Source organism: Calidithermus timidus DSM 17022 (genome assembly GCF_000373205.1).
GTDB classification, from domain to species: Bacteria; Deinococcota; Deinococci; order Deinococcales; family Thermaceae; genus Calidithermus; species Calidithermus timidus.
This window is the reverse complement of record NZ_KB890698.1, coordinates 243,013-262,823: the sequence shown is the minus strand read 5'-3', so window position 1 is coordinate 262,823 and position 19,811 is coordinate 243,013. Positions and strand designations below refer to the sequence as shown.

The 19,811-nt window shown below is 65.8% G+C and carries 21 protein-coding genes; 4 read left to right on the top strand and 17 right to left on the bottom strand.

Translation table 11 applies throughout. The features are described from left to right. Positions 1 to 105: 105 nt before the first annotated feature. The 3 genes from B047_RS0111665 to B047_RS0111655 form a co-directional block, all read right to left on the bottom strand. Complete coding sequence (locus tag B047_RS0111665) at positions 106 to 1,266, bottom strand: pyridoxal phosphate-dependent aminotransferase (RefSeq protein ID WP_018467150.1); 1,161 nt, start codon at positions 1,264 to 1,266, stop codon at positions 106 to 108. 76 nt (positions 1,267 to 1,342) lie between these two features. Next, the gene (locus B047_RS0111660) at positions 1,343 to 2,338 is read right to left on the bottom strand and encodes an asparaginase (protein WP_018467149.1); all 996 of its coding nucleotides are present in this window, start codon (positions 2,336 to 2,338) and stop codon (positions 1,343 to 1,345) included. 40 nt (positions 2,339 to 2,378) lie between these two features. Then, entirely contained in the window at positions 2,379 to 2,759 is a 381-nt protein-coding gene (locus B047_RS0111655; RefSeq protein ID WP_018467148.1) for a DUF309 domain-containing protein, read from the bottom strand. A 91-nt stretch (positions 2,760 to 2,850) separates the two neighbouring features. Here B047_RS0111655 and trxA point away from each other — a divergent pair, with 91 nt between their 5' ends. The 3 genes from trxA to B047_RS0111640 all read left to right on the top strand — a co-directional run bounded on the left by trxA (position 2,851) and on the right by B047_RS0111640 (position 5,009). After that, the gene (gene trxA, locus B047_RS0111650; RefSeq protein WP_275053194.1) at positions 2,851 to 3,246 is read left to right on the top strand and encodes a thioredoxin; all 396 of its coding nucleotides are present in this window, start codon (positions 2,851 to 2,853) and stop codon (positions 3,244 to 3,246) included. Positions 3,247 to 3,312: 66 nt separating this feature from the next. Continuing rightward, positions 3,313 to 4,506, top strand: a complete 1,194-nt coding sequence (locus B047_RS0111645) for a cytochrome P450 (protein WP_018467146.1) — start codon at positions 3,313 to 3,315, stop codon at positions 4,504 to 4,506. Between the two features lie 104 nt (positions 4,507 to 4,610). Beyond that, a complete protein-coding gene (locus B047_RS0111640; protein WP_018467145.1) occupies positions 4,611 to 5,009 on the top strand; it encodes a group III truncated hemoglobin in 399 nt (132 codons plus the stop codon). A gap of 42 nt (positions 5,010 to 5,051) precedes the next feature. Here the strand turns inward: B047_RS0111640 and B047_RS0111635 are convergent, their stop codons facing one another. Genes B047_RS0111635 through glpK form a run of 3 tightly spaced genes read right to left on the bottom strand, consistent with a single transcriptional unit; the run spans position 5,052 to position 7,176 of the window. Beyond that, positions 5,052 to 5,276 carry a DUF2905 domain-containing protein gene (locus B047_RS0111635; protein WP_018467144.1) on the bottom strand — a complete coding sequence of 75 codons (225 nt, stop codon included), beginning with the start codon at positions 5,274 to 5,276 and terminating at the stop codon, positions 5,052 to 5,054. An 11-nt stretch (positions 5,277 to 5,287) separates the two neighbouring features. After that, positions 5,288 to 5,629 carry a hypothetical protein gene (locus tag B047_RS0111630; protein WP_018467143.1) on the bottom strand — a complete coding sequence of 114 codons (342 nt, stop codon included), beginning with the start codon at positions 5,627 to 5,629 and terminating at the stop codon, positions 5,288 to 5,290. Positions 5,630 to 5,688: 59 nt separating this feature from the next. Beyond that, positions 5,689 to 7,176, bottom strand: a complete 1,488-nt coding sequence (gene glpK / locus B047_RS0111625) for a glycerol kinase GlpK (RefSeq protein ID WP_018467142.1) — start codon at positions 7,174 to 7,176, stop codon at positions 5,689 to 5,691. A 70-nt stretch (positions 7,177 to 7,246) separates the two neighbouring features. Here glpK and B047_RS0111620 point away from each other — a divergent pair, with 70 nt between their 5' ends. Further along, positions 7,247 to 8,464 carry a Gfo/Idh/MocA family protein gene (locus tag B047_RS0111620; RefSeq protein ID WP_018467141.1) on the top strand — a complete coding sequence of 406 codons (1,218 nt, stop codon included), beginning with the start codon at positions 7,247 to 7,249 and terminating at the stop codon, positions 8,462 to 8,464. Positions 8,465 to 8,615: 151 nt separating this feature from the next. On the opposite strand, the gene B047_RS16765 is transcribed toward B047_RS0111620, so the two are convergent. The 11 genes from B047_RS16765 to B047_RS0111565 all read right to left on the bottom strand — a co-directional run bounded on the left by B047_RS16765 (position 8,616) and on the right by B047_RS0111565 (position 19,779). Next, a complete protein-coding gene (locus B047_RS16765) occupies positions 8,616 to 9,947 on the bottom strand; it encodes an RNA-guided endonuclease InsQ/TnpB family protein (protein ID WP_245533737.1) in 1,332 nt (443 codons plus the stop codon). Further along, positions 9,857 to 10,261, bottom strand: coding sequence for an IS200/IS605 family transposase (tnpA, locus tag B047_RS0111610; RefSeq protein WP_018467139.1), 405 nt, complete (start codon positions 10,259 to 10,261; stop codon positions 9,857 to 9,859). The genes B047_RS16765 and tnpA overlap by 91 nt, the downstream gene beginning before the upstream one ends. Before the next feature lie 404 nt (positions 10,262 to 10,665). Next, positions 10,666 to 11,136, bottom strand: coding sequence for an iron chaperone (locus tag B047_RS0111605; protein ID WP_026234842.1), 471 nt, complete (start codon positions 11,134 to 11,136; stop codon positions 10,666 to 10,668). 118 nt (positions 11,137 to 11,254) lie between these two features. Next, positions 11,255 to 12,244: a tagatose 1,6-diphosphate aldolase gene (locus B047_RS0111600; RefSeq protein WP_026234841.1), complete on the bottom strand. Its 990-nt coding sequence runs from the start codon at positions 12,242 to 12,244 to the stop codon at positions 11,255 to 11,257. Between the two features lie 170 nt (positions 12,245 to 12,414). Next, positions 12,415 to 13,248, bottom strand: coding sequence for a PfkB family carbohydrate kinase (locus B047_RS0111595; RefSeq protein ID WP_018467136.1), 834 nt, complete (start codon positions 13,246 to 13,248; stop codon positions 12,415 to 12,417). After that, positions 13,236 to 14,570: a fucose isomerase gene (locus B047_RS0111590; RefSeq protein ID WP_018467135.1), complete on the bottom strand. Its 1,335-nt coding sequence runs from the start codon at positions 14,568 to 14,570 to the stop codon at positions 13,236 to 13,238. Before B047_RS0111590 ends, B047_RS0111595 begins: the two co-directional genes overlap by 13 nt. An 87-nt stretch (positions 14,571 to 14,657) precedes the next feature. After that, complete coding sequence (locus B047_RS0111585) at positions 14,658 to 15,488, bottom strand: carbohydrate ABC transporter permease (protein WP_018467134.1); 831 nt, start codon at positions 15,486 to 15,488, stop codon at positions 14,658 to 14,660. Between the two features lie 114 nt (positions 15,489 to 15,602). Next, the gene (locus tag B047_RS0111580) at positions 15,603 to 16,508 is read right to left on the bottom strand and encodes a carbohydrate ABC transporter permease (protein ID WP_018467133.1); all 906 of its coding nucleotides are present in this window, start codon (positions 16,506 to 16,508) and stop codon (positions 15,603 to 15,605) included. 93 nt (positions 16,509 to 16,601) lie between these two features. Beyond that, entirely contained in the window at positions 16,602 to 17,864 is a 1,263-nt protein-coding gene (locus B047_RS0111575) for an ABC transporter substrate-binding protein (protein ID WP_018467132.1), read from the bottom strand. Further along, positions 17,861 to 18,856 carry an Ldh family oxidoreductase gene (locus tag B047_RS0111570; RefSeq protein WP_026234840.1) on the bottom strand — a complete coding sequence of 332 codons (996 nt, stop codon included), beginning with the start codon at positions 18,854 to 18,856 and terminating at the stop codon, positions 17,861 to 17,863. Before B047_RS0111570 ends, B047_RS0111575 begins: the two co-directional genes overlap by 4 nt. Continuing rightward, positions 18,853 to 19,779 (bottom strand): hydroxyacid dehydrogenase, encoded by a 927-nt coding sequence (locus tag B047_RS0111565; protein WP_018467130.1) that lies wholly within the window; start codon positions 19,777 to 19,779, stop codon positions 18,853 to 18,855. Before B047_RS0111565 ends, B047_RS0111570 begins: the two co-directional genes overlap by 4 nt. Between the last annotated feature and the right edge of the window lie 32 nt (positions 19,780 to 19,811).

The window sequence follows — 19,811 nt, the reverse complement described above, 5'->3', positions numbered from 1 at the left end:
GCCTTGCACGCCATCGATCATCAGCCCCTCGGCAAAAGCGAGGGCTGGCGGCGAAAGAAGCGCGCAGTGGGAGGCCGCGCGTCACGAGCCATGGGCTCGCGGCGTTTATCCGACCTTGAGCAACTCGGCCAGGCGCTCGAGCGCCTTGTGGATGTTGGCCTCGCTGGTGGCGTAGCTGAAGCGCACGTGGTGGGGCGCGGCGAAGTCGGTGCCGGGCACCACCGCGACCTTGGCCTCCTCGAGCATCCGCAAGGCCGCCTTGCTCTCGTCGGGGTCGATGCGGCTGGTGTCACAGAGCACGTAGAAGGCGCCGTTGACCATGGGGGTGGTGAGGCCGATGTCGTTGAGGCCCTTTACGATGAGGTCGCGCCGCTTGCGGTAAGCCTCGCGGGCCATGGCGATGAAGCGGCTCGAGGCCTCGACGTTGGTGAGGGCTTCGACCATGGCCCACTGGGCGATGGTGTCGGGGGAGGTGGTGGACTGGCTCGAGACGTCGATGATGCCCTTGATCACCTCCTTGGGCCCGCCCGCGTAGCCGATGCGCCAACCGGTCATGGCGTAGGCCTTGGCCGCGCCGTTGACGGTGATGGTGCGCTCGGGGGCTATAGAGGCCGGGGAGAAGTGTTCGCCCTCGTAAATCAGGTGCTCGTAGATCTCGTCGGAGACGAGGTAGAAGTCGTGCTTGTTGGCCAGCTCGGCGATGGCCTTGATGACCTCGGGCGGGTACACCGCGCCGGTAGGATTGCCCGGCGAGTTGAGCACCAGCGCCTTGGTGCGCGGCGTGACCTTGCGCTCGATCTCCTCGGGGTCGGGCACAAAGCCCGACTCGGGGCCGGTGAGCACCTCGACGGGGTTGCCCTGCGCGAAGCGCACCATCTCGGGGTAGGAAACCCAGTAGGGCCCGATGACGATCACCTCATCGCCGGGATCGAGGATGGCCTGGAAGAGGTTGAACAAGGCCTGCTTACCGCCCACCGTCACCACGGTCTGCTCGGGGGGGATCTCCAGCCCGTTCTCGCGCTTGAACTTGGCGCTGATGGCCTCGCGCAGCTCGGGGATGCCCGCCGGGGGTGCGTACTTGGTCTTGCCCGCCTGCATGGCCCGCATGGCCGCGTCCTTGACGTGCTGGGGGGTGTCGAAATCGGGCTCGCCCGCCGTCATGGCGACTAAGTCCACGCCCTGGCGGCGCAGCTCGAGGGCCTTGGCGTTGACCGCTACCGTAGCACTGGGTTTGAGCGCCTTGACGCGCTGGGACAAGCCTCGCATACCCGTAGATTGTCAAGGCTCGAGGGTCGGAGGTCAAGGGCCGGTATACCAAAACCGCGACCCCCATAGCCAAACATCAAGTCCACCGCAGCTCGAGCCTCGCCTCCAGCCAGCCGACCTCGAGCCCCCGCAGGTTCTTGAGCAGCGGCCTGCGCCACTCCAAAGGCTCCTCGGGCGAGAGCGCGCCCAGGAGCTCTAAAAGCCGCACCACGGCGGGCTCGCGGGCGGCCTGCGAACCGTCTTCGACCTTGAGGGTGACGCCGATGGGACCCCAAGGGCTCTCGCGCAGGGCCATGCCGTAGTAACCGTCGGCGCCGCGCTTGGCGAGGAGGCCGGGCACTTTCTGCATCAGCACGGTGTCGATGCTCTCGAAGCCAGCCACCATCTCGGGGTGGGTGCGCATGGCCTGGTAGACGGCCTCGAGACCCGCCCGGTAGGGCTCGGGGGCGCTCTCGGGGGCGGCCAGGTGAGCGAACATCTTAGCGGCGGCGGCCAGGGGCAGCACGAAGGTGGGGACGCTGCACCCATCCACGCCATAAGGCACGTCGGGCACGCCAGAGAGGTCGCGCAGGGTCTGGAGGTTGAGCCGCTGGACGGGGTGGGTGGGCTGTTCGTAGCCCTGGGGGCTCTCCCCCATCGCCAACGCAGCGGCCATCATGCCGGTGTGCTTACCCGAGCAGTTGTTGTGCAGCGCGGTGGGTTTGTGCCCGTCGTGCTCGAGCGCCTTGCGGGCGCTGCGGGAGAAGGGGGGGTGGATGCCACACACCAGGGCGGAGGGCTCGAGGCCGAGCTTGCGCAGGAAGCCCGCGGCCACCTCGACGTGGCGGGGCGTCCCATCGTGGGAGGCACAGGCCAGGGCCACCTCCTCGGAGGTGAGGCCGAAGCGTCCTACCGCCCCGCTCAGGTAGAGGGCCAGAGCCTGAAAGGGCTTGGCGCTGGAGCGCAGGTGGGCCCTGAGCTGGGGGTCGCCGCTGGAGGCCAGCAGCTTTCCTGCGGGATCGACGATGGCGAGGGAGAGGCGGTGGCGGTTCTCGATCAGACCGCCCCGGTAGGCGTAGACGAACGATTGCACGCCCCTAGCTTACCGTCCCGTGCGCACAGGGGTGGCCCGCTCAAGACGAAGCAAAGCAGAGCCGAGGGTGGTAGCCGGGCTGCTCGAGCGCCCGCCGCACCTCGGCGATGGTCTGGCTCAGGTCGAGCCCGGCATAGACGCCCGGCAGACCCTCCAGGTGCCGCAGGGCCTTGGCGAAGTTGCGCCAGCCCCCGGTGGGGCTGGAGCGGGCCTTGTGCAAAGCGGCGGCCAGCAGGATCAGGCCGTGCACCACCTCGCGCTGCTCGCCCTCCAGCCGCACCCACAAGGGCTCGAGCACCTCGTGCACTTCCCAGAACGCCCCACGCTGCCACAGCTCGCGGGCCCGGGCGAACTCGGGGGTGTTCGCCAGGTGTATGGGGCTTGCCCCGTCCCAAAGGGGGTCGTCCTCGAGCCAGTCCACTTACCCAAAGTATCAGCGCTTACCCAGAAGGTGCCCCCGCTCCCCTTAGGATGGTGGGACGGTGCTAGAGTAGGCCCGTGCGCCCGCTTGGCTGGGGTTTCTCACGACAAGCCGGACGGAAAGAAAGCAGGTTCTAGAGGTGCAAGCTATGGCGAAGCCGATCGAAGTGACCGATGCCAATTTTGAGCAGACCCTGAAGAACAACGAGCTGGTGCTGGTCGATTTCTGGGCCGAGTGGTGCGGCCCGTGCCGCATGGTGGCCCCCATCATCGAGGAGCTGGCCAGCGAGTACGCAGGCAAGGTCACCGTGGGCAAGCTGGACGTGGACGCCAATCCCCAGACGGCCATGAAGTACCGCGTGATGAGCATCCCCACCATCATCCTCTTCAAGAACGGCGAGCCCGCCGAGGTGCTCGTGGGCGCCCAGCCCAAGCGCAACTTCGAGGCCCGGCTGCAAAAGCACATCCCCCAGCAAACCGGCGCCTGAGGCTGTCACCGCTTATAACCCGGTCCTTTGGCCGGGGTTTTTGCTACATTTGGGCTATCCGCTACTATGACCCCATCCTTCGACCCCACCGACCTCGCCTTCCTCGCCAACCCCTACCCCACCTACCGCCGCCTGCGCGAGGAAAGCCCCATCTTCTTCTTCGAGAAGTGGGGCGCCTACGTGCTCACCCGCTACGACGACGTCAACACCCTCCTGCGCGACCGCAGGTTGGGGAGGGTGCTGGAGAACCACCCGCGGTGGGGGGAGTACGAGTGGCAGTTCGAGCAGACCCGCCTAGGCTCGATCCTCGAGCTCGAGCCCCCCGACCATACCCGCATCAAGGAGGTCTTCCACCAAACCTTCACCCCCAAGCGCGTGCGCGAGCTTTCGGGCAAGATCCACGCCCTGTGCGAGCGGCTGGTAGACGAGCTGCTCAAGCGCCCCTCCCGCCAGGCCGACTTGATCCACGACTTCGCCCAGCCCATCCCCGTCACCGTCATCGCCGACCTGCTGGGCATCCCCGAGGCCGACCGTCACCACCTGGTCCCCTGGTCCAAGGGCATCATCGGCTGGTTCGAACCCGAGCGCACCAAGGCCATGGAAGCCGAGGCCATCCGCTGCGCCCAGGAGTTCGCGGCCTATCTGCGGGCCATGATCCCCCTCAAGCGCCAGCAGCCCGGCGACGACCTCTTCAGCGCCATGCTCCAGGTGCACGACCGCGAGCCCGAGCGCCTGAGCGAACAAGAGCTCGTCAACAACTGCATCCTGCTGCTCAACGCCGGACACGAGGCGGTGGTCAACGTCATGGGCAACGGCATGAAGGCCCTGCTCTCCCACCCCGAAGCCTACGCCCGCCTCAAAGCCGACCCTAGCCTCATCCCCAGCGCCGTCGAGGAGATGATGCGCTACGACACCCCGCTGCAATTCTTCGAGCGCTACGTCCTCGAGCCCCTCGAGTACAAGGGGTGGCGCTGGGAGCGCGGTACCAAGCTGGTGCTCTACTACGCCTCCGCCAACCACGACCCCGCCGTCTTCGCCGACCCCGAGGCCTTCGACATCACCCGCAACCCCAACCCCCACCTGGCCTTCGGCGCCGGGCTGCACTACTGCATTGGGGCTCCGCTGGCCCGCGTCGAGCTTCAGACCGCCCTCAGGGTGCTGCTCGAGCGCCTCCCCGAGCTGCGCTTGCTGCCCCAGGAGTTCAAATACCAACCCAAGAACGTATTCCGCTACCTCGAGGGGCTAAAAGTGGCGTATTGAAGTCGAGCGTCTTGCCTTTAGCCATCGACTATCGGCAGCGTTCAGTCATAGGCAGGGACTTTGCTCACTGTAGCCACCCCCAGCCCTGCCCTATGCTGCTCTCCATGCCGGACATCACCTCCCGCGCCGACATCGCCGTGGTGGTCAACGCCTTCTACGGCAAAGCCACCCGCGACCCGCTGATCGGCCACCTCTTCGAGGGGCTCGACCTACAGGCCCACCTCCCCACCATGCACGACTTCTGGGAGAACATCCTCTTCCGCACGGGGGCCTACAAGGGCGGCATGATGTACAAGCACCTCGCGCTCAACGCCCGCAAACCCCTCAAAGCCGAGCACTTCGAGCGCTGGCTCGAGCTCTTCACCACCACCGTCGATGAGCACTTCGCCGGGGAGAACGCCGAGGTCGCCAAGCAGTACGCCCGCTCCATCGCCCAGACCATGCTCTCGCGCATCGTGGAGGCTACGGGATTGCCGATGGCCTTCCTGGACGCCAAGGGATAAATGCCCGCCGACTACCGGTCAGCCCTAAGGTAGCCGCCTTCACTAGCCGCGAAACCAGCGAGCGAGCAGGTTGAGCAGAAGGCTCAGCGCCAAGCTGAGCAGTAGCATCGAGGTGAGGGGGAAGTAAAGCCGAAAGCCATCGCGCTCCAGGCGGATGTCCCCTGGCAGGTGGCCGAACCAGCCCAGAAGCTTCGGGGCATAGATCATCGCCAGCCCCAGCAGGGCCAGCAGCACCCCCAAAAGCACCAGCCAGCGCCCGGCTTCCATCCCCACAGACCCTACCTTCCCCCCATGCGCTCGCGGACGGCTTTGGCCAGCTCCTCGGCCTTGGCCCTGGCGGCTTCGGCGGCCTGCTTGGCCTGCTCGGAGAGCTGCTCGAGCTGATCGGGGATGCCGTCTTTGTCCTTGTCCAAGCTGGCTCCGACCTCACCCAGCTTGGCCCTGGCCTTTTCCGCCGCCTCGCGGGCCTGGCGCATCAGCCCCTCGATGGCATCGGGGATGCCGTCTTTGTCCTTATCCAGGCTGGCCTTGACCTCGCCCAAGCGGGCTTCGGCTTCCCTTAGGGTATTCTCGGCCACCTGCCGGGCTTTCTCGAGCATCTCCTGAATTGGGCTCGCCATAGCACTCCTCCACCCCGATTATAGGGGATAAAGCCGCCAGCGGGGATGTGAAGCGCGAGCTACAGCGCCCAACCCCTCGCCCGCTCCACCGCCTTCTGCCAGCCGGCGTAGAGGCGGCTTCTTTCCTCCTCGCTCATCTGCGGCTCGAAGCGCCTGTCCACTGCCCAGCGTTCGGCGATCTGGGCTTTGCTCAGCGCCCCCACACCGATGGCCGCCAGGTAGGCCGCGCCCAGCGCGGTGGTCTCGGTGACCTGGGGGCGCAACACCGCCCTCCCCAGGATGTCGGCCTGGAACTGCATCAGCATGTCGTTGACGCTGGCCCCGCCGTCCACGCGCAGCTCACTGAGCCGGAGCCCTGAGTCGGCCTCCATGGCTCCCACCAGGTCGCGGGCCTGGTAGGCGATGGCCTCTATGGCGGCCCGGGCGATGTGGGCCTTGGTGCTGCCCCGCGTGAGCCCCACAATGGTGCCCCGCGCATAGGCGTCCCAGTAGGGCGCGCCCAACCCTACGAAGGCCGGAACCAGGTAGACCCCATCGGTGTGGGGCACGCTCTTGGCCAGGGCCTCGACCTCGCTGGATTTCTGGATGATGCCCAGCCCATCGCGCAGCCACTGCACCACCGCCCCCGCGATGAAGACGCTGCCCTCGAGCGCGTACTCGGGTCGCTCCCCCTCGAGCTGCCAGGCCACCGTCGTCAGCAGGCCCCGCTGCGAAGCCACCGGTTTGTGGCCAGTGTTCATCAGCAGAAAGCATCCCGTGCCGTAGGTGTTCTTGGCCATACCCGCCTTGAAGCAGGCCTGCCCAAAGAGCGCAGCCTGCTGGTCGCCCGCCACGCCCGCGATGGGGATGGAAGCCCCCAGCAGCTCGGCCACGGTGTGGCCGTAGACCCCCGCCGAGGGCCGCACCTGCGGCAGCAGCGCCTTGGGGATGCCCAGCACCCCCAGCAGGTGGGGGTCCCACTCGAGGGTCTGCAGGTTGAACAGCAGGGTGCGCGAGGCGTTGGAGACGTCGGTGGCGTGCACCTGGCCGCCGGTGAGGTTGTAGATCAGCCAGGAATCGACGGTGCCAAAGCACAGCTCGCCCTTCCCCGCCCGCTCGCGCAGGCCCGGAATCTCGTCCAGCAGCCACTTGAGCTTGGTACCCGAGAAGTAGGGGTCCAGCACCAGCCCGCTCTTCTGGCGGAAGACCTCCTCGTAGCCGTGGGCCTTGAGCTCCTCACAGATTCCCGCGCTGCGCCGGTCCTGCCAGACGATGGCCCGGTACACCGGCTTGCCCGTCGCGCGTTCCCAAAGCACCACCGTCTCGCGCTGGTTGGTGATGCCGATGGCCACGAGCTGGGAGGGCGCCACCCCGGAACGCCGGATGGCCTCGCGGGCGGTCTGGAGCTGCGACTGCCAGATCTCCAGGGGGTCGTGCTCGACAAGGCCAGGCTGGGGAAAGTGCTGGGTGAACTCCTGCTGGGCCTGAGCCAGCGGCTTTCCCTCGAGGTCGAAGACGATGGCGCGGCTGGAAGTGGTTCCCTGGTCCAGGGCTAAGACGTAGGGCATCTGGGGCCTCCTTTCGAACACCTGATTCTACCGGTGGGCTATTTTTGAATCTAAGATTTATAATTGCCCCGTGAAGAAAAACAAGGAGTTCGCCAATCGCCTCCACGCGCTGATGCCGAAATTCGCCTACGTGCCCATGGAGGATCGCTTCCTGATGAACCCCGGCCCCCTCAAGTACCGCTTCAACGTGATCGGGGTGGGGGTGAACGGGCAGGAGCACATCCGGGTGACGCTGCTCGAGGGGCGCTGCACCGTCCACGGCGTCTACGACCCCAACCCCTCCAGCGTCGAGGGTGCCAAGCGCGTCAAGGCTGAGTTCTCCCAGGAGCCCCTGGTGGTCTACGACAGCCTCGAGGCCGCCTGCAACGACCCGGCGGTGGACGGCCTGATTATCTGCACCCCCAACCACACCCACCTGGAGGTGCTCAAGGTGGCGGTGCAATCGGGCAAGCACATCCTGCTGGAAAAGCCCATGGCCACCAACCTGCGCGATGCTTACGAAATATGGCAAATCGCGCAAAACTACCCCAAGGTGCTACAGATCGGGCTGCAATACCGCTACAAGCCCATCTACGTCGAGGCCATCCACGAGGCCAAAGTGCGGCGCAGCCTGGGCGAGATCAAGACCCTGACCATCATGGAACACCGCGAGCCCTTTCTGGACAAGGTCAAGCAGTGGAACAAGTTCTCCAAGTACTCGGGCGGCACCCTGGTGGAGAAGTGCTGCCACTACTTCGATCTGTTCAACCTGTTTGCCGCCTCGCGCCCGGTGAGCGTCTACGCTTCGGGCAGCCAGGCCGTCAACTTCAAGGACTTCGAGTACGACGGCGAACGCTCGGACATCCTGGACAACGCCTTTGTGATTGTGGAGTACGAAAACGGGGTGCGGGCCAACTTCAACCTGTGCATGTTCGCCCCCATGGTCTACGAGGAGCTCGTGATCTGCGGCGACGAAGGCCGCCTCAAGGCCAGCGAGGGCGTGAACGGGCAGGCCTACTCCAAGTGGGAGAACTACTTAGAGGTCATCGCCCTCCCCGACCGCACCTCCCGCACCATGACCCCCAGCTACCCCGCCCTCATCGAGGAAAGCGGCCACAGCGGGGCCACCTACTACGAACACCTGCGCTTCATCGAAGCCATGGACGGCCAGCCCTCTACCGCCGCCACGCCCGAGGAGGGCTTCTGGAGCGTGGTGGTGGGGGTGGCGGCGGAGGAGTCGGTGAAGCGGGGGGAGAAGGTGAGGGTGCGGGAGCTGCTGGAGGCGAATGGGCTGGGGCACCTGGGGTGATAGTGGGGCGCACAGGGAATCGACGGGGTCGGTAACCTCGCATCCGTATTTGCTGAAGCCATGCTGGATGGGTAGGTTTCCAGCCTACTCGAGCTCAAATTCGTGGGCTTCGAATTTCAGGGTTCGGCTGTTCTCCTTGACACTCCCACGGCTAAAGGCCGTGGGATTCTTGCTTCACCGAGTCGTGCCACGACTGCTGATGTGGTCTTACCAACTCTCCACAAGCGTTTTGCGTCTCCGTGTGCCCCACGGCGACGGGGATGCTTCTTATCCCTTCGGCGCGGATATTGTGGGCCGCGTTCAGGTCTCGGTCATGCACCGCGCCGCAATCACACCTCCAGACCCTATCCGCAAGGGTGAGGGCCTGGTGGATGGCCCCGCACACAGAGCAGAGCCTGCTGCTTGGGGAAGTAGCGGTCAACCACCACAGGTGCTTGCGATGCCAGACCGCCTTGTACTCCAACTGCCGCCGGAACTCGCCCAGGGCAGCATCCAGAACCGACTTGGACAGCTTGGTTCTCGCCATCCCTTTGAGGCTCAAGTCTTCGATACACAGCCCGTCGTATTTCTGGACGAGTTCGGTGGTCAGTTTGTGGAGGAAGTCCTGGCGTTGGTTCTTGATTTGGGTGTGTACCTGGTTCAGTCGCTTTCTAGCCTTCTCTCGGTTTCGGCTCCCTTTCTGCTTGCGGAAAAGCGCTTTGGCAGCTCTCTTCAGTTTGCGCTCGGCCTTGCGGTAGAACTTAGGTTGGGCAATTGAGTACCGGCATTGCCGGGCTGCTGGTGCAGCTTCACTGCGGGTTCCATCGCTCAGGGTGGCGAAGTCTTTGAGCCCAAGGTCAATCCCCACCACCTTTTCGGGGTTGGCGGGCGGCAAGGGGACATCGGGCATCTCGAACTCGGCGGTCAGGGCGACGTACCAATGCCCATCGGTATCCCGTTTGAAGGTTGCGCCTTTGAGGGTACAGTCTATCGGCTGGCTTTGGCGAATCTTGACCCAACCTATTTTCGGGACATACACCTTGGAATCTTCTACCTTGACCCGCTGAGGGATGCGGAAGCGGGGTTCGTCCCTCTTCTTGCTCTTGAACCTGGGGAATCTGGCCCGCTTGCCAAAGAAGGCTTGGTAGCCTCGGTCGAGGTCTTTGAGGGCCTGCTGCAAGAGCTGGCTGTCCACGTCCTTCAACCATGCCGTCTCAGGGCGCTTCTTCAACGCCGTCAACTCGCTCGAAAGCTGAGCAATAGGCAAGGTTTTCTTGGTTCGTTCGTAGACCTCCTTACGCCTTGCCAGGCCCCAGTTCCACGCCCAACGCCTAGCGCCCGCCATCCGCAGCAGAGCCTCCCCTTGTTCTTGGGTAGGCTCCATGCGGAAACGGAATACTTTGCGGTGGGTCATCAGTCCCTCGTTTTCTGGGCGGCAATGTACTGTTCGATAGTCTTGCTGCTCACCATACCCGCCGTGGAAACGAAGTACGAGCGTGTCCACAGGGCGGGGAGGCGGATGAGGTGGGGATACTCCTTGCGAAGAATACGGGAGGTGTAGCCCTTGAGGCGGTGTATCACCTGGGACGGGGCCAGGTCAGGGTCTACCGAGATGAACAGGTGCACATGGTCAGGCATGATTTCCAGAGCAATGATTCCCCACCCAAGCTCGGCGGCCTTCTCCCTGAGCAGAATCTCCAGGCGCTCGGCCAACGAGCCTACCAGAATCCTGCGGCGGCGCTTGGGGCACCACACGAAGTGGTATCGCAGTAGCGAGACGGAGGTATGGTTGTGTTTGTAGGGTGCTGTCGCTACCACAGTATGGCACGCCTGCCGCTCAGCGTGTTACGTGCGCTAACACCGGGCGCACGTAGTGAAGCCGCACAGCGGCCCGGCGATGCCGGTACTCATACCAGATTCGGTCAGTTCGTTCCCATTCGGGAACGAACTGACCCGACCGAAGGGAGTGCTCTAGGATTCAAAAAGATAGCCTCTGAAGGTCTTTGGTTTGGGTGATTATCTTTTTGAATCCGGTATCAGGGGTCTACTACATCCCACGCTTGAAAGACGGGGGCTTTGTAGACCCCCACACCCCCCTTTTGTAATCGCCCTCGATCGGCGTGCCCCACATCACGCACTCGCGGTAGGTTTTCTCATTTTATGCGCTCGAGCCACGCAAGGGCGCATAGTCCAACCCCTGAAGCAACCTCGGCTTAAGCAGCTCAGTCTCGGCCCATCGCCCTCTTCACGAGTTCGGCGATCTTTGCCTCTTCGACGGCAGTCAGCCCCTTCAGCGCGAAGGAGGTGGGCCATAGGTTACCCTCGTCGAGGTTTGCCACGTCGTTGAAGCCTAAGGTGGCGTATCGGGTCTTGAACTTCGAAGCAGGGGTGAAGAAGCAGACCACCTTGCCTTCCCGGTTGGCATATGCAGGCATGCCGTACCAGGTTCTCGGCGAGAGCTCCGGCGCGTTGGATTTGATGAGGGCGTGGAGCCTGAGGGCCATGGAACGGTCGGGTTCCGGCATCTCGGCGATCTTCTCGAGCACGGCGCTTTCCCCATCGGCCCTACCCGCCTTCAGCTCCCGGGCGCGCTCCCTCATGGCGGCCCGTTCCTCCGCCGTGAACCCCTCCACGGTCTTGCCGGTTGCGCTAGCAGCCTTTGTGGGCCTGCGCGGAGCCTTTTTCTCTGGCATCGGCGTCTCCTTTCTCAATAGCTTCGCGGATTGGGTCCGTGCACCCATGGGGCTTCCGGTCATAGTGATGCCAAAACCGGGCTCTCGCGGTCGTATCCCGCATCATTAAATAGAACCACTACCCCGCCACCCCCACAAGCTCCCAATCCACCCCGAGCCGCATCGGGGGAATCGCCCACAGGATTTCGTTGAGGCGATCTAGGGCTTCGCGGCCTTCCTCGAGCAAGGCCGCACGGGTAGCGGCCAGGTCGGGGTAGTAGCGCAGCGGGTGCTGCCAGATGGCCCGCCCGGCCAGGTAGCCCCGCGCCCCGGCGCTGGCGGCGCGCTCGAAGACCTGGGCGAACTGGTCGGCGTTGAGGCCACCGGAGAGCAGCAGCCAGGGGGCCGGGAGCCGGCTATATTCACGCATGTCGGCCTCGAGGTCGTCCAGGCTATAGCCCTGGCCGCCCCACTCCTTGACCAAGCTGGCCGAACCGGGGATAGCGAGCTTGTAGAGGTCTACGTGGAATCCGGGGTCGGCAAAGGCCGCGGCGATCTCGAGCGAGAGCTCGCGCAGCTTGGCGTGGTAGGCAGCCTCGTCCTCGCCGGGGAGGGGGTAGGGCAGCACCTCGAAGATGAACAGGCGGTCGGCTTTTTTGCACTCCTCGCCCACCCTTCGCACGAACTCGAGCTGGTGCTCCACCACCTCGGGCGGGGCGTCGGGCCGGTGCCAGGCCAAGAGCTTCAGGCCGTCGGCGCCCATCCGCACCGCTTGCTCCACGCTCCAGCCCGGAATCAGCGCGCTCTTGCGCCAGCCACCCGCTACGGTCTCGAAGCGGTGGTGCTCGAGGGTCAGCATCAGACCGGTCTCCCGCGGCAGGGTAGGCATGGCCGCCGGAAAGGCGTAGTGCGGGTCAATCAGGATGCCGGTTACGCTCTTGGCTAGGGTTTCGGCCAGCAGGCCCTTGAGTTCGCGCACTTCCGAGGCCACGTCCTCGGGGTCTTTGCCCAGGGCTTTGGCCACCAGGTGCATCAGGGGTGGACGCTGGTCAATGGCCAGGGTGCCAAAGCGCATCGCTCCATCTCCGATGCGGCTATACGCACGGGCTTTAGCAGGGGTGGTCTTCATAATTCGCCTCCAACTACACTTCCTCAGTAAAACCCTGGGCTCTTATACCGGATTCAAAAAGATAATCACCCAAACCAAAGACCTTCAGAGGCTATCTTTTTGAATCCTAGAGCACTCCCTTCGGTCGGTCAGTTCGTTCCCATTCGGGAACGAACTGACCGAATCTGGTATTACGAGGCCAACAATGCCCCGACCTCCCTCCTTCCCGGAGGCTCACCGTTTTGCACGTGCAAGGCGGCGGCCGCGGCGGCAAAGCGCAGGGCCTCTTCCTCGCTCATCCCTTCGGCCAAGCCCAGGGCGAAGGCGCCGTGGTACACGTCCCCCGCGCCCGTTGAGTCCCTGACCGCTACCCTGAAAGCAGGGAGGTGGCCCCCACGGTAACGCACGCCCTCGGCTCCCAGCGTCACGGCGGCCCAGCCCGGAATGCGCTCCAGCAGGGCCTCGAGCCCACCGACCTGCCGGGCCAGCTCCTCCGAGGCCACCACGTGGCTCGCCAGGGGCACCAGTTCCCAGGCTTCGGGGCGGTCGTGGTCGAGGTCGAGCACCACCGGGATGCCCCGCTCGCGGGCGACCTGGGCCAGCTGCAGCCCGGCCAGAACCCAGCGGTGGTCCAGCAGCACGGCCCCCACGCCTTCCAGCACCTCCTCCGCCTCCCAGTCGGGCTCGGCGGGGAGGTCGGGGCGGTAGGGGAAAATGTAGCGTTCGCCGTCTGGAGCCACCAGCACCGCGCTGACGGGGGTTTCCCGGCCCAGGGTGAAGCGACTTCGCACCCCCTCGGCGCGGAGGGCGGCCTCGAGGCTCTCCCCCAGCGCGTCCGAGCCGCGCCGGGAGAGCAGCAGCGCCTCTGCGCCCAGCCGGGCAACGGCCTGGGCCGCCACCGCTGCCGGCCCACCGATGGCCTGGCGAAAGGCCCGCACCGGGGTGCGGCTGTGGGTGGGGGGAAAGCGCTCGAGGTAGTAGCGCTGGTCGAGGCAGGCCCAGCCCAGGGTGATCACGCGCGCCATACCCACCCACTTTCCTCCGCTTTGGCCGGGAGCACCTCCAGGCCCAACCACCCGCACAGCTCCAGCAGCGCCGGCTGGTGCTCGCCCATCCCCACCGCCAGGTGGTGGGGGAGGCGGTGGTTGAGCCAGCTCACGAGGAACTGCTTGGGGCTCAGTTCCTGTCCAGCCCAACTGGCCTGGGTAAGCCAGCTCGAGTCCCCGTCGTAGCCCTTCTCCCCGCTCAAATAGCCCCCGTGCACCACCGCCCGCCGCCCCGGCAACAGCCGCAGGCCGGTCACTGGCCCTGCCTTGAGCGGCATGTCGCGCACCGCGGGCAGCCCTCGGTTGAAGTGCGGGACCAAACGGGTGGGGCCGCCCGCCCAGGCTCTGGGGGCCTCGCCGCCGTGCCAGAGCATCACCCCCTTGCTTCCAAAGTGGGAGATGTCGAGCAGGATGGCCGCCTGCCTCGAGACGGCTTGCAGCGCCAGCTGCCCGGCCAGCCCCATCACGTCGCCCTCGGGAGCGAAGGTATAGCCCCGGTCAGCCAGGCGGGCCATGGCCGAGTAGGCCATCACCCCCACCCGGTCGGGGATTTCCGGCCACTCGCGGATGGCCACCCCGTCGTAACCCTGGGCCACCTGGGCCAGGGCGAGCTCGAGCCGGAAGGTCTGGCGCAGCGGCTCCAGCGGGTACTCCGCCAACTCGTCGAAGGCGGCAGCCAGCTCGTCCACCTCGGATTCCCGCACACCCTCCAGCGCTTCCCACAGCACCTCGAGGCCCGCCCGCTCCACCCGCATCCCCGTCTCGGGCAACGCGTCGAAGGCGAAGAAGCCCGGCGCGGTGCCCCCCAGCCACAACACCCGGCCCTCGCGCAGGACCTTGGCCCCCCGCAGGGCCTGGAGGGTCAGGCCCAGGCGCTCGCGGAACCACTCGTCCTCGGGTGCGCCGTAGAACCATTTCAGCGGCATCTGCCGCCCCGGCAACGGAAGCGAAACCCCCAGGTTCAGCCCGCAGATCGCGTTCTGGGGCAGCGGACCCGTGTCCCACACCTCGGGCAGTGCCCACAGGCCCACCGGCATGGGGAGCTCTAGGAGGGGTAAGAACACCTCCCCCGTGGCGAAGGTCACGTGTTCGACCAGCAGCAGGTCTAGCCCAGCCGCCTGAGCTGCCTTCGCCGCCGCTGCCGCCTGGGCAACCTCGGCCACGGGGTCGGCCACGTAGGCCAGCTCGAAGCCCAGCTCGCCTCCGAGGCGCCGAAGGGCCTGGCTCGAGGCGCGCTCGAGGCCGAAGCGGGCCCCCCGGAACAGGGGCCGCACGATGGGGACAAGTCCGATGCGCAACATAAGATGGCTAAACGCAAGGCGCAAAACGCCCAGAACCGCACGCCTTTTCGCGTACGGCGTGGGAGGTACGACGTACGCCTTCTTGCCTCATCCCTTGACCCCTCCTTGGGTCAGGCCGCCCACCACCCGCTCTTGGAAAATGGCGATAACCAGCGCCACCGGCACCAGCGCCACCACCAAGGCCGCCGAGATCAGCGGCCAGGGGAAGACGTATTCGCCCTGGTAGAGCTGGATGCCCACCGGCAGCGTGCGCATGGCCTTGGCCGGGAGCAGCGTGGAAGCCAGCAAAAACTCGTCCCAGCTATTGACGAAGGCCAGGATAGCGGCGGTGAACACCCCCGGCGCCGAGAGCGGGACCACGATGCGCCACAGGGCCCCCAGGCGGCTCGAGCCGTCCACCATCGCAGCCGCCTCGAGGTCGCGTGGGATCCCGGCGAAGAAGCTCACGAGCGTGAGGGTGGCCACCGGCAGGGAGAGCGCGGCGTGGGGCAGGATCAGGGCCAGGTAGTTGTTACGCAGGCCCAGCTCGTTGAAGATCTGGTACAGCGGCACCATCAGCGAGGCCACCGGGAACATCGAGACCCCCACCAGCAGCGAGAGGATCAGGTTGCGCCGGGGCACGCGCAGCCGGGCCAGCGCATAGGCCGCCAGGCTCGCCACCCCCACGCACAGCAGGGTCGAACCCACCGCCACGATCACGCTGTTGAGGAAGTAGCGGCCCAGGGGCTGCTCGCGAAAGGCCTGGAGGTAGTTCTGGAAGGTGGGGTCTTGCGGCCAGTAGGTGATGGGGATGCGGGTAAGTTCGCCCTCGAGCTTCAGCGAGGTGAAAAAAATCCACACCGAGGGGAAGAAGCCGTTGACCACCACGATGGCCGCTGCGAGCCACACCCACAGGCGCGGGTTCTTGAAGGGGTTCATACAGCCCCCCGGGCCGCGGTTAAAACCCGCCAAGCACTAAGCGCCCCAAAGCACGAACTACCCGTTTTGCCTCTTCCGCGTACGACGTACGACGTACGACCCCTACGGCGCAGCCTACTCATCTGCCCCCCTCACGTAGCGCAGGTAGATCACGGTGATCGCCATGCTCAGCAAGAACAGCAGCACCGCCAGCGCCGAGCCGTAGCCGAAGTTGAGGTTTTCGATGCTGGTCACGCGTACGTACATCGCCAGCGTCTCCGTGGCGTTGCCAGGGCCGCCCTTGGTCATGGCGTAGGGGATGTCGAAGGTCTGGAAGGCGGTGATGGTGCGGAAGATCAGCGCCACCAGGATGGCAGGGGTCAAAAGCGGCAGGGTCACGCGCCAAAAGCGCTGAAAGGGGTTGGCCCCGTCCACCTCGGCGGCTTCGTAGAGTTCCTTGGGGATGGTTTGCAAGCCCGCCAGCAGGATCAACGCTACGAAGGAGCTGGTCTTCCAGATGATGGTGAAGCAGATGGCCCAGAAGGCCAGGTCGGGCCTGAACAGCCAGAACTGCCGCTCACCCCCCAGCCGTACGATGAGGTCGTTGACCACCCCGTACTGGCTGTCGAAGAACCACTGGAAGATCAGGCCCACGAAGACCAGCGGCAGGGCCCAGGGCAACAGCAGTCCCAGCCGCACCGGCCACTTCACCCGGAAGGGCAAATTGGCCAGCAAAGCCAGCAAGAGCCCCACCACCAGCGCCCCTGGAACGGTGATCAGCACGATGAGCGAGGTGTTTTTCAGTGCGTTCCAGAAGCGGGCGTCGCGCAGGGCAGCGGCGTAGTTCTCCAGCCCGTTGAAGCTGGCCTCGGGCCCGAGGGTGAGCTGGTACTGGAAAAAGCTGGTGTAGACGAGCCGGAGTACCGGATACAGGGCGATGAGGCCCAGCAGCAGTCCAGCCGGAAGCAGCAGCCAGAAGGCCAGCGCCCCCTCGCTTAGGTCGCCAAAGCTTCTGCGGTAGCGGGGCTGGGGTCGGTTCATCGTCGTTCCCGCCTTAGGTCATACGTCGTACGCAAAGCGCATCGCACCAGAAGTACCCGTACAGAACGCACGACGTATGGCATAGCCTCGGCCTTATTTCCCGTAAATCGCCTGCAAGCCGCTGATGACCTCTTTGGCCGCGGCCTCCGGCGTTTTGGTGCGGGCCAGAACCGCGTTCAGCGCCTTGCGCAGCACATCGGCTACCTCGGGGTAGCGGGGGTGGACGGGGCGTGCGCGGGCGGCCTGCACTACCGGCAGGGCGTCGGCGAACCAGGGGTTGGCCTTGAGTACGTCGGGATCTTTGTAGAGTGCGGGGAAGACCGGCAGGTTGGAGGCCTCGATGGCCAGGACCTTGGAGACCTCGGGGCTGCTGAGGTAGCGCACCAGCTTGTAGGCCTGGGCCTTGTTCTTGGAGAAGTCGGAGATGGTCCACTGCCAGCCGCCCAAGCAGCTCGCCGAGCGCCCACCCTCGAACTTAGGCAGCGGCACCACGCCGATTTTGCCCTTAACCTGGCTGTCGGCGTCGTTCTGGAATCTGTTCCAGGCATAGGCGAAAAGCGTCCCGAAGATCCAACGTCCGGCCTGCATCTCCTGGCGGATGGTGTCCTGGGCTTTTTCGGCCATGTTGGGCGGGGAGACCTTGTATTTGTCCATGAGGTCGAGCCAGAACTGCAAGGAGTTGCGGGCCTGGGCCTCGGTGAGGATGAGCTTGCCGGAGTCGTCGTCCACGTCACCCCCCGCCGCCCAGACGGGCAGCAGGAAGCTGCACACCGTGCCCTCGGAGATGTTGCCCATGAAGCCGATGCCGCCTAGGTTAGGGTTGCGCTCGCCCGCCAGGATGGTCTGGGCCTGCTTGATGGCCTCGTCCCAGGTGGTGGGGGGTTTGAAGTTGTACTTCTCGAGCAGATCCTTGCGGTAGTACAGGAACTGCGCGTCGGCGAAGCTGGGCAGGGCGATGAGCTGGCCGTTGATGACGTTGGCCTTGGCGTAGGCCGGGAGGTACTGCTTGAGCAGGTTGGCCCTGCTGGCCGCCGGGAGGTACTTGTCGAGGGTATCCGACCATTTGGCCGCCGCGTACTGGGCAGGCCGGATGACATCGATGAGGATGACGTCGATCGAGGGATCGCGTGAGGCCAGCACGGTGGTGAGGTACTGCTGCTGCTGGTCGGAGGTGGCCCCACCGACTTCGATCTCCACCCGCACGCCGGGGTTGCGCTGCTGGTAGGCGTCCAGGATCTTGCGCATCACATCGGGACGCTGCTGCCCTCCGATGAACACCCGCAGCCGGGTGGCCTGCTGGGCCACCGCCACGGAAGCCACGAGTATCGCTAACACGAGCCAAAACAGCTTCTTCATGCCACTCCTCCTTGTACGTTCAACCCAAGTTTACCCAGCTCAACCTGCAAAGCTTCGCCGACTTCGACGCCTTCGCGCATAGCCCTCTCCCGCAACGCCGCCCGCCGGGCTCCGGGGATGCGGGCCCCGGCGGCCTCGAGCGCCCCCACCATCTGCGCCACCCGCCCACGGTAACCCTCGCCAAAGGCCGCCGGGTCGAAGGCCACCAGCAACAGCCCCGGCTTTGCCGCCTGCTCCGGCGGAGCCCAGGGCAGGGGCAGCTCCGGCGAGAGCACCGCCCCGGCCAGCGTCCCCGCCAGCACCTCCACCAGCACCGCCAGGGCAAAGCCCTTGCCGCCGCCGATGGGCAGCAAGGAGCCCTCGAGCGCGGCTCTGGCGTCGGTGGTGGGCCGACCCTCCTTGTCCACGGCCCAACCCTCGGGGATGGGCTCACCCCGCCTGGCAGCGCCCATGACCTTGCCCCGCGCCACCACCGCGACCGAGGTGTCGATCACCACCGGCTCGGGCTCGGCAGGCGCACCCAGGGCAAGGGGATTGGTGCCCAGCACCGGCCCCGGATGAAGGGCGGGTGGGGTATTGGCAAAAGCCAGGCCGACCAGGCCGGTATGCGCCAGCCTTCCCACGTAAGCCGACAAAACCCCCGAGTGCCCCGCATTCCGCACCGCCACGCTCGCACTCCCCTGTTCCTTAGCCAGCTTGGCAAGTACCTGCACCGCAAAGAGCCCGGCCACCGGGCCAGGGGCACCGTCGGCGTGGAGCAGCGCGACCGAGGGGCGGGTGTGCTCGAGCCGCATCGCGGGCCGGGCGTTGAGCCCCCCGGCCCTGAGCTGGTGGGTGTACTGCGGGATACGGGAGAGGCCGTGCCCAGCGTTGCCCTCGAGTTCGGCCTCTAAAAGCACCTCGGCCATGGCCCTTGCGTGCTCCACCCTGAGCCCCAGGGCGACAAAGTGGCCCTGCACGACTTCCAGAAGCTGAGCGTAAGCGATTTTCATCCGACCCCCAGCGCCGCCAACACGCCCTCGGCCACCCGCAGGCCCACCGCTTCCTGGGCCTCGGCGGTGAGCCCGGCCACGTGAGGGGTTATCCACAGGTTATCCACAGCCCGCAGCACATGGCGCTTGGGGAGGGGCTCCTCGTCCACCACGTCCAGCACCGCCCCCGCCAACCGACCCGAGCGCAGCGCCGCGGCGAGGTCTTCGTTGTTCACGAGTTCACCCCTGGCGGTGTTGATGAGGTAAGCCCCCTTGGGCATGGTAGCGAGGGTCTCGGCGCGGATGAGGTGGCGGGTCTCCTGGGTCAGCGGCGCGTGCAGCGAGAGGAACTGCGCTTGCCGCAGAACCTCCTCGACGGAGGTGAGGGTGATCCCCAGTTCCTCCACCGCGCTCTCCCAAGGCAGGCGCTGGGGGTCGGCGGCCACGACCCTCATACCGAAGGCCCCAGCCCGCTTCGCCACCCGCAAACCCACCTCGCCCAGCCCAATCAGGCCCAGCGTTTTGCCCGAGAGCTCGAAACCCCCAAAGGCGCTGCGGTTCCAGCCGCCCTCGGCCACGTGCTGGGCGGCGGCGGCGAGCTTACGCGAGAGGTGTAGCATCGCCGCCATCACGTACTCGGCCACCCCCACCGCGTTGATCCCGCGGGCGAAGTAGAGCTTCACCCCCCGGGCCTCTAAGTCCGCCCGGTTGATGTTGTCCAGTCCCACCCCCAGTCGCCCCACGACCCTGAGTTTCGGCCCCGCCGAGAGCAGCTCGGCATCAACGCGGGTCTGGTTGCGCACGATGAGGGCACTCGCCTCGGCCAGCCGGGCCTTGAGCGCGCCGCGGTCTTTCCAGAGGTCGGGGTCGTAATGGACTTCGACGCCGCTGTGCCGCAGGCGCTCGAGGCCACTGGGGGTGATGAACTCGCAGACGAGGATCATGGCTGGTAAAAGCTACTGTTGGTCATGGACAT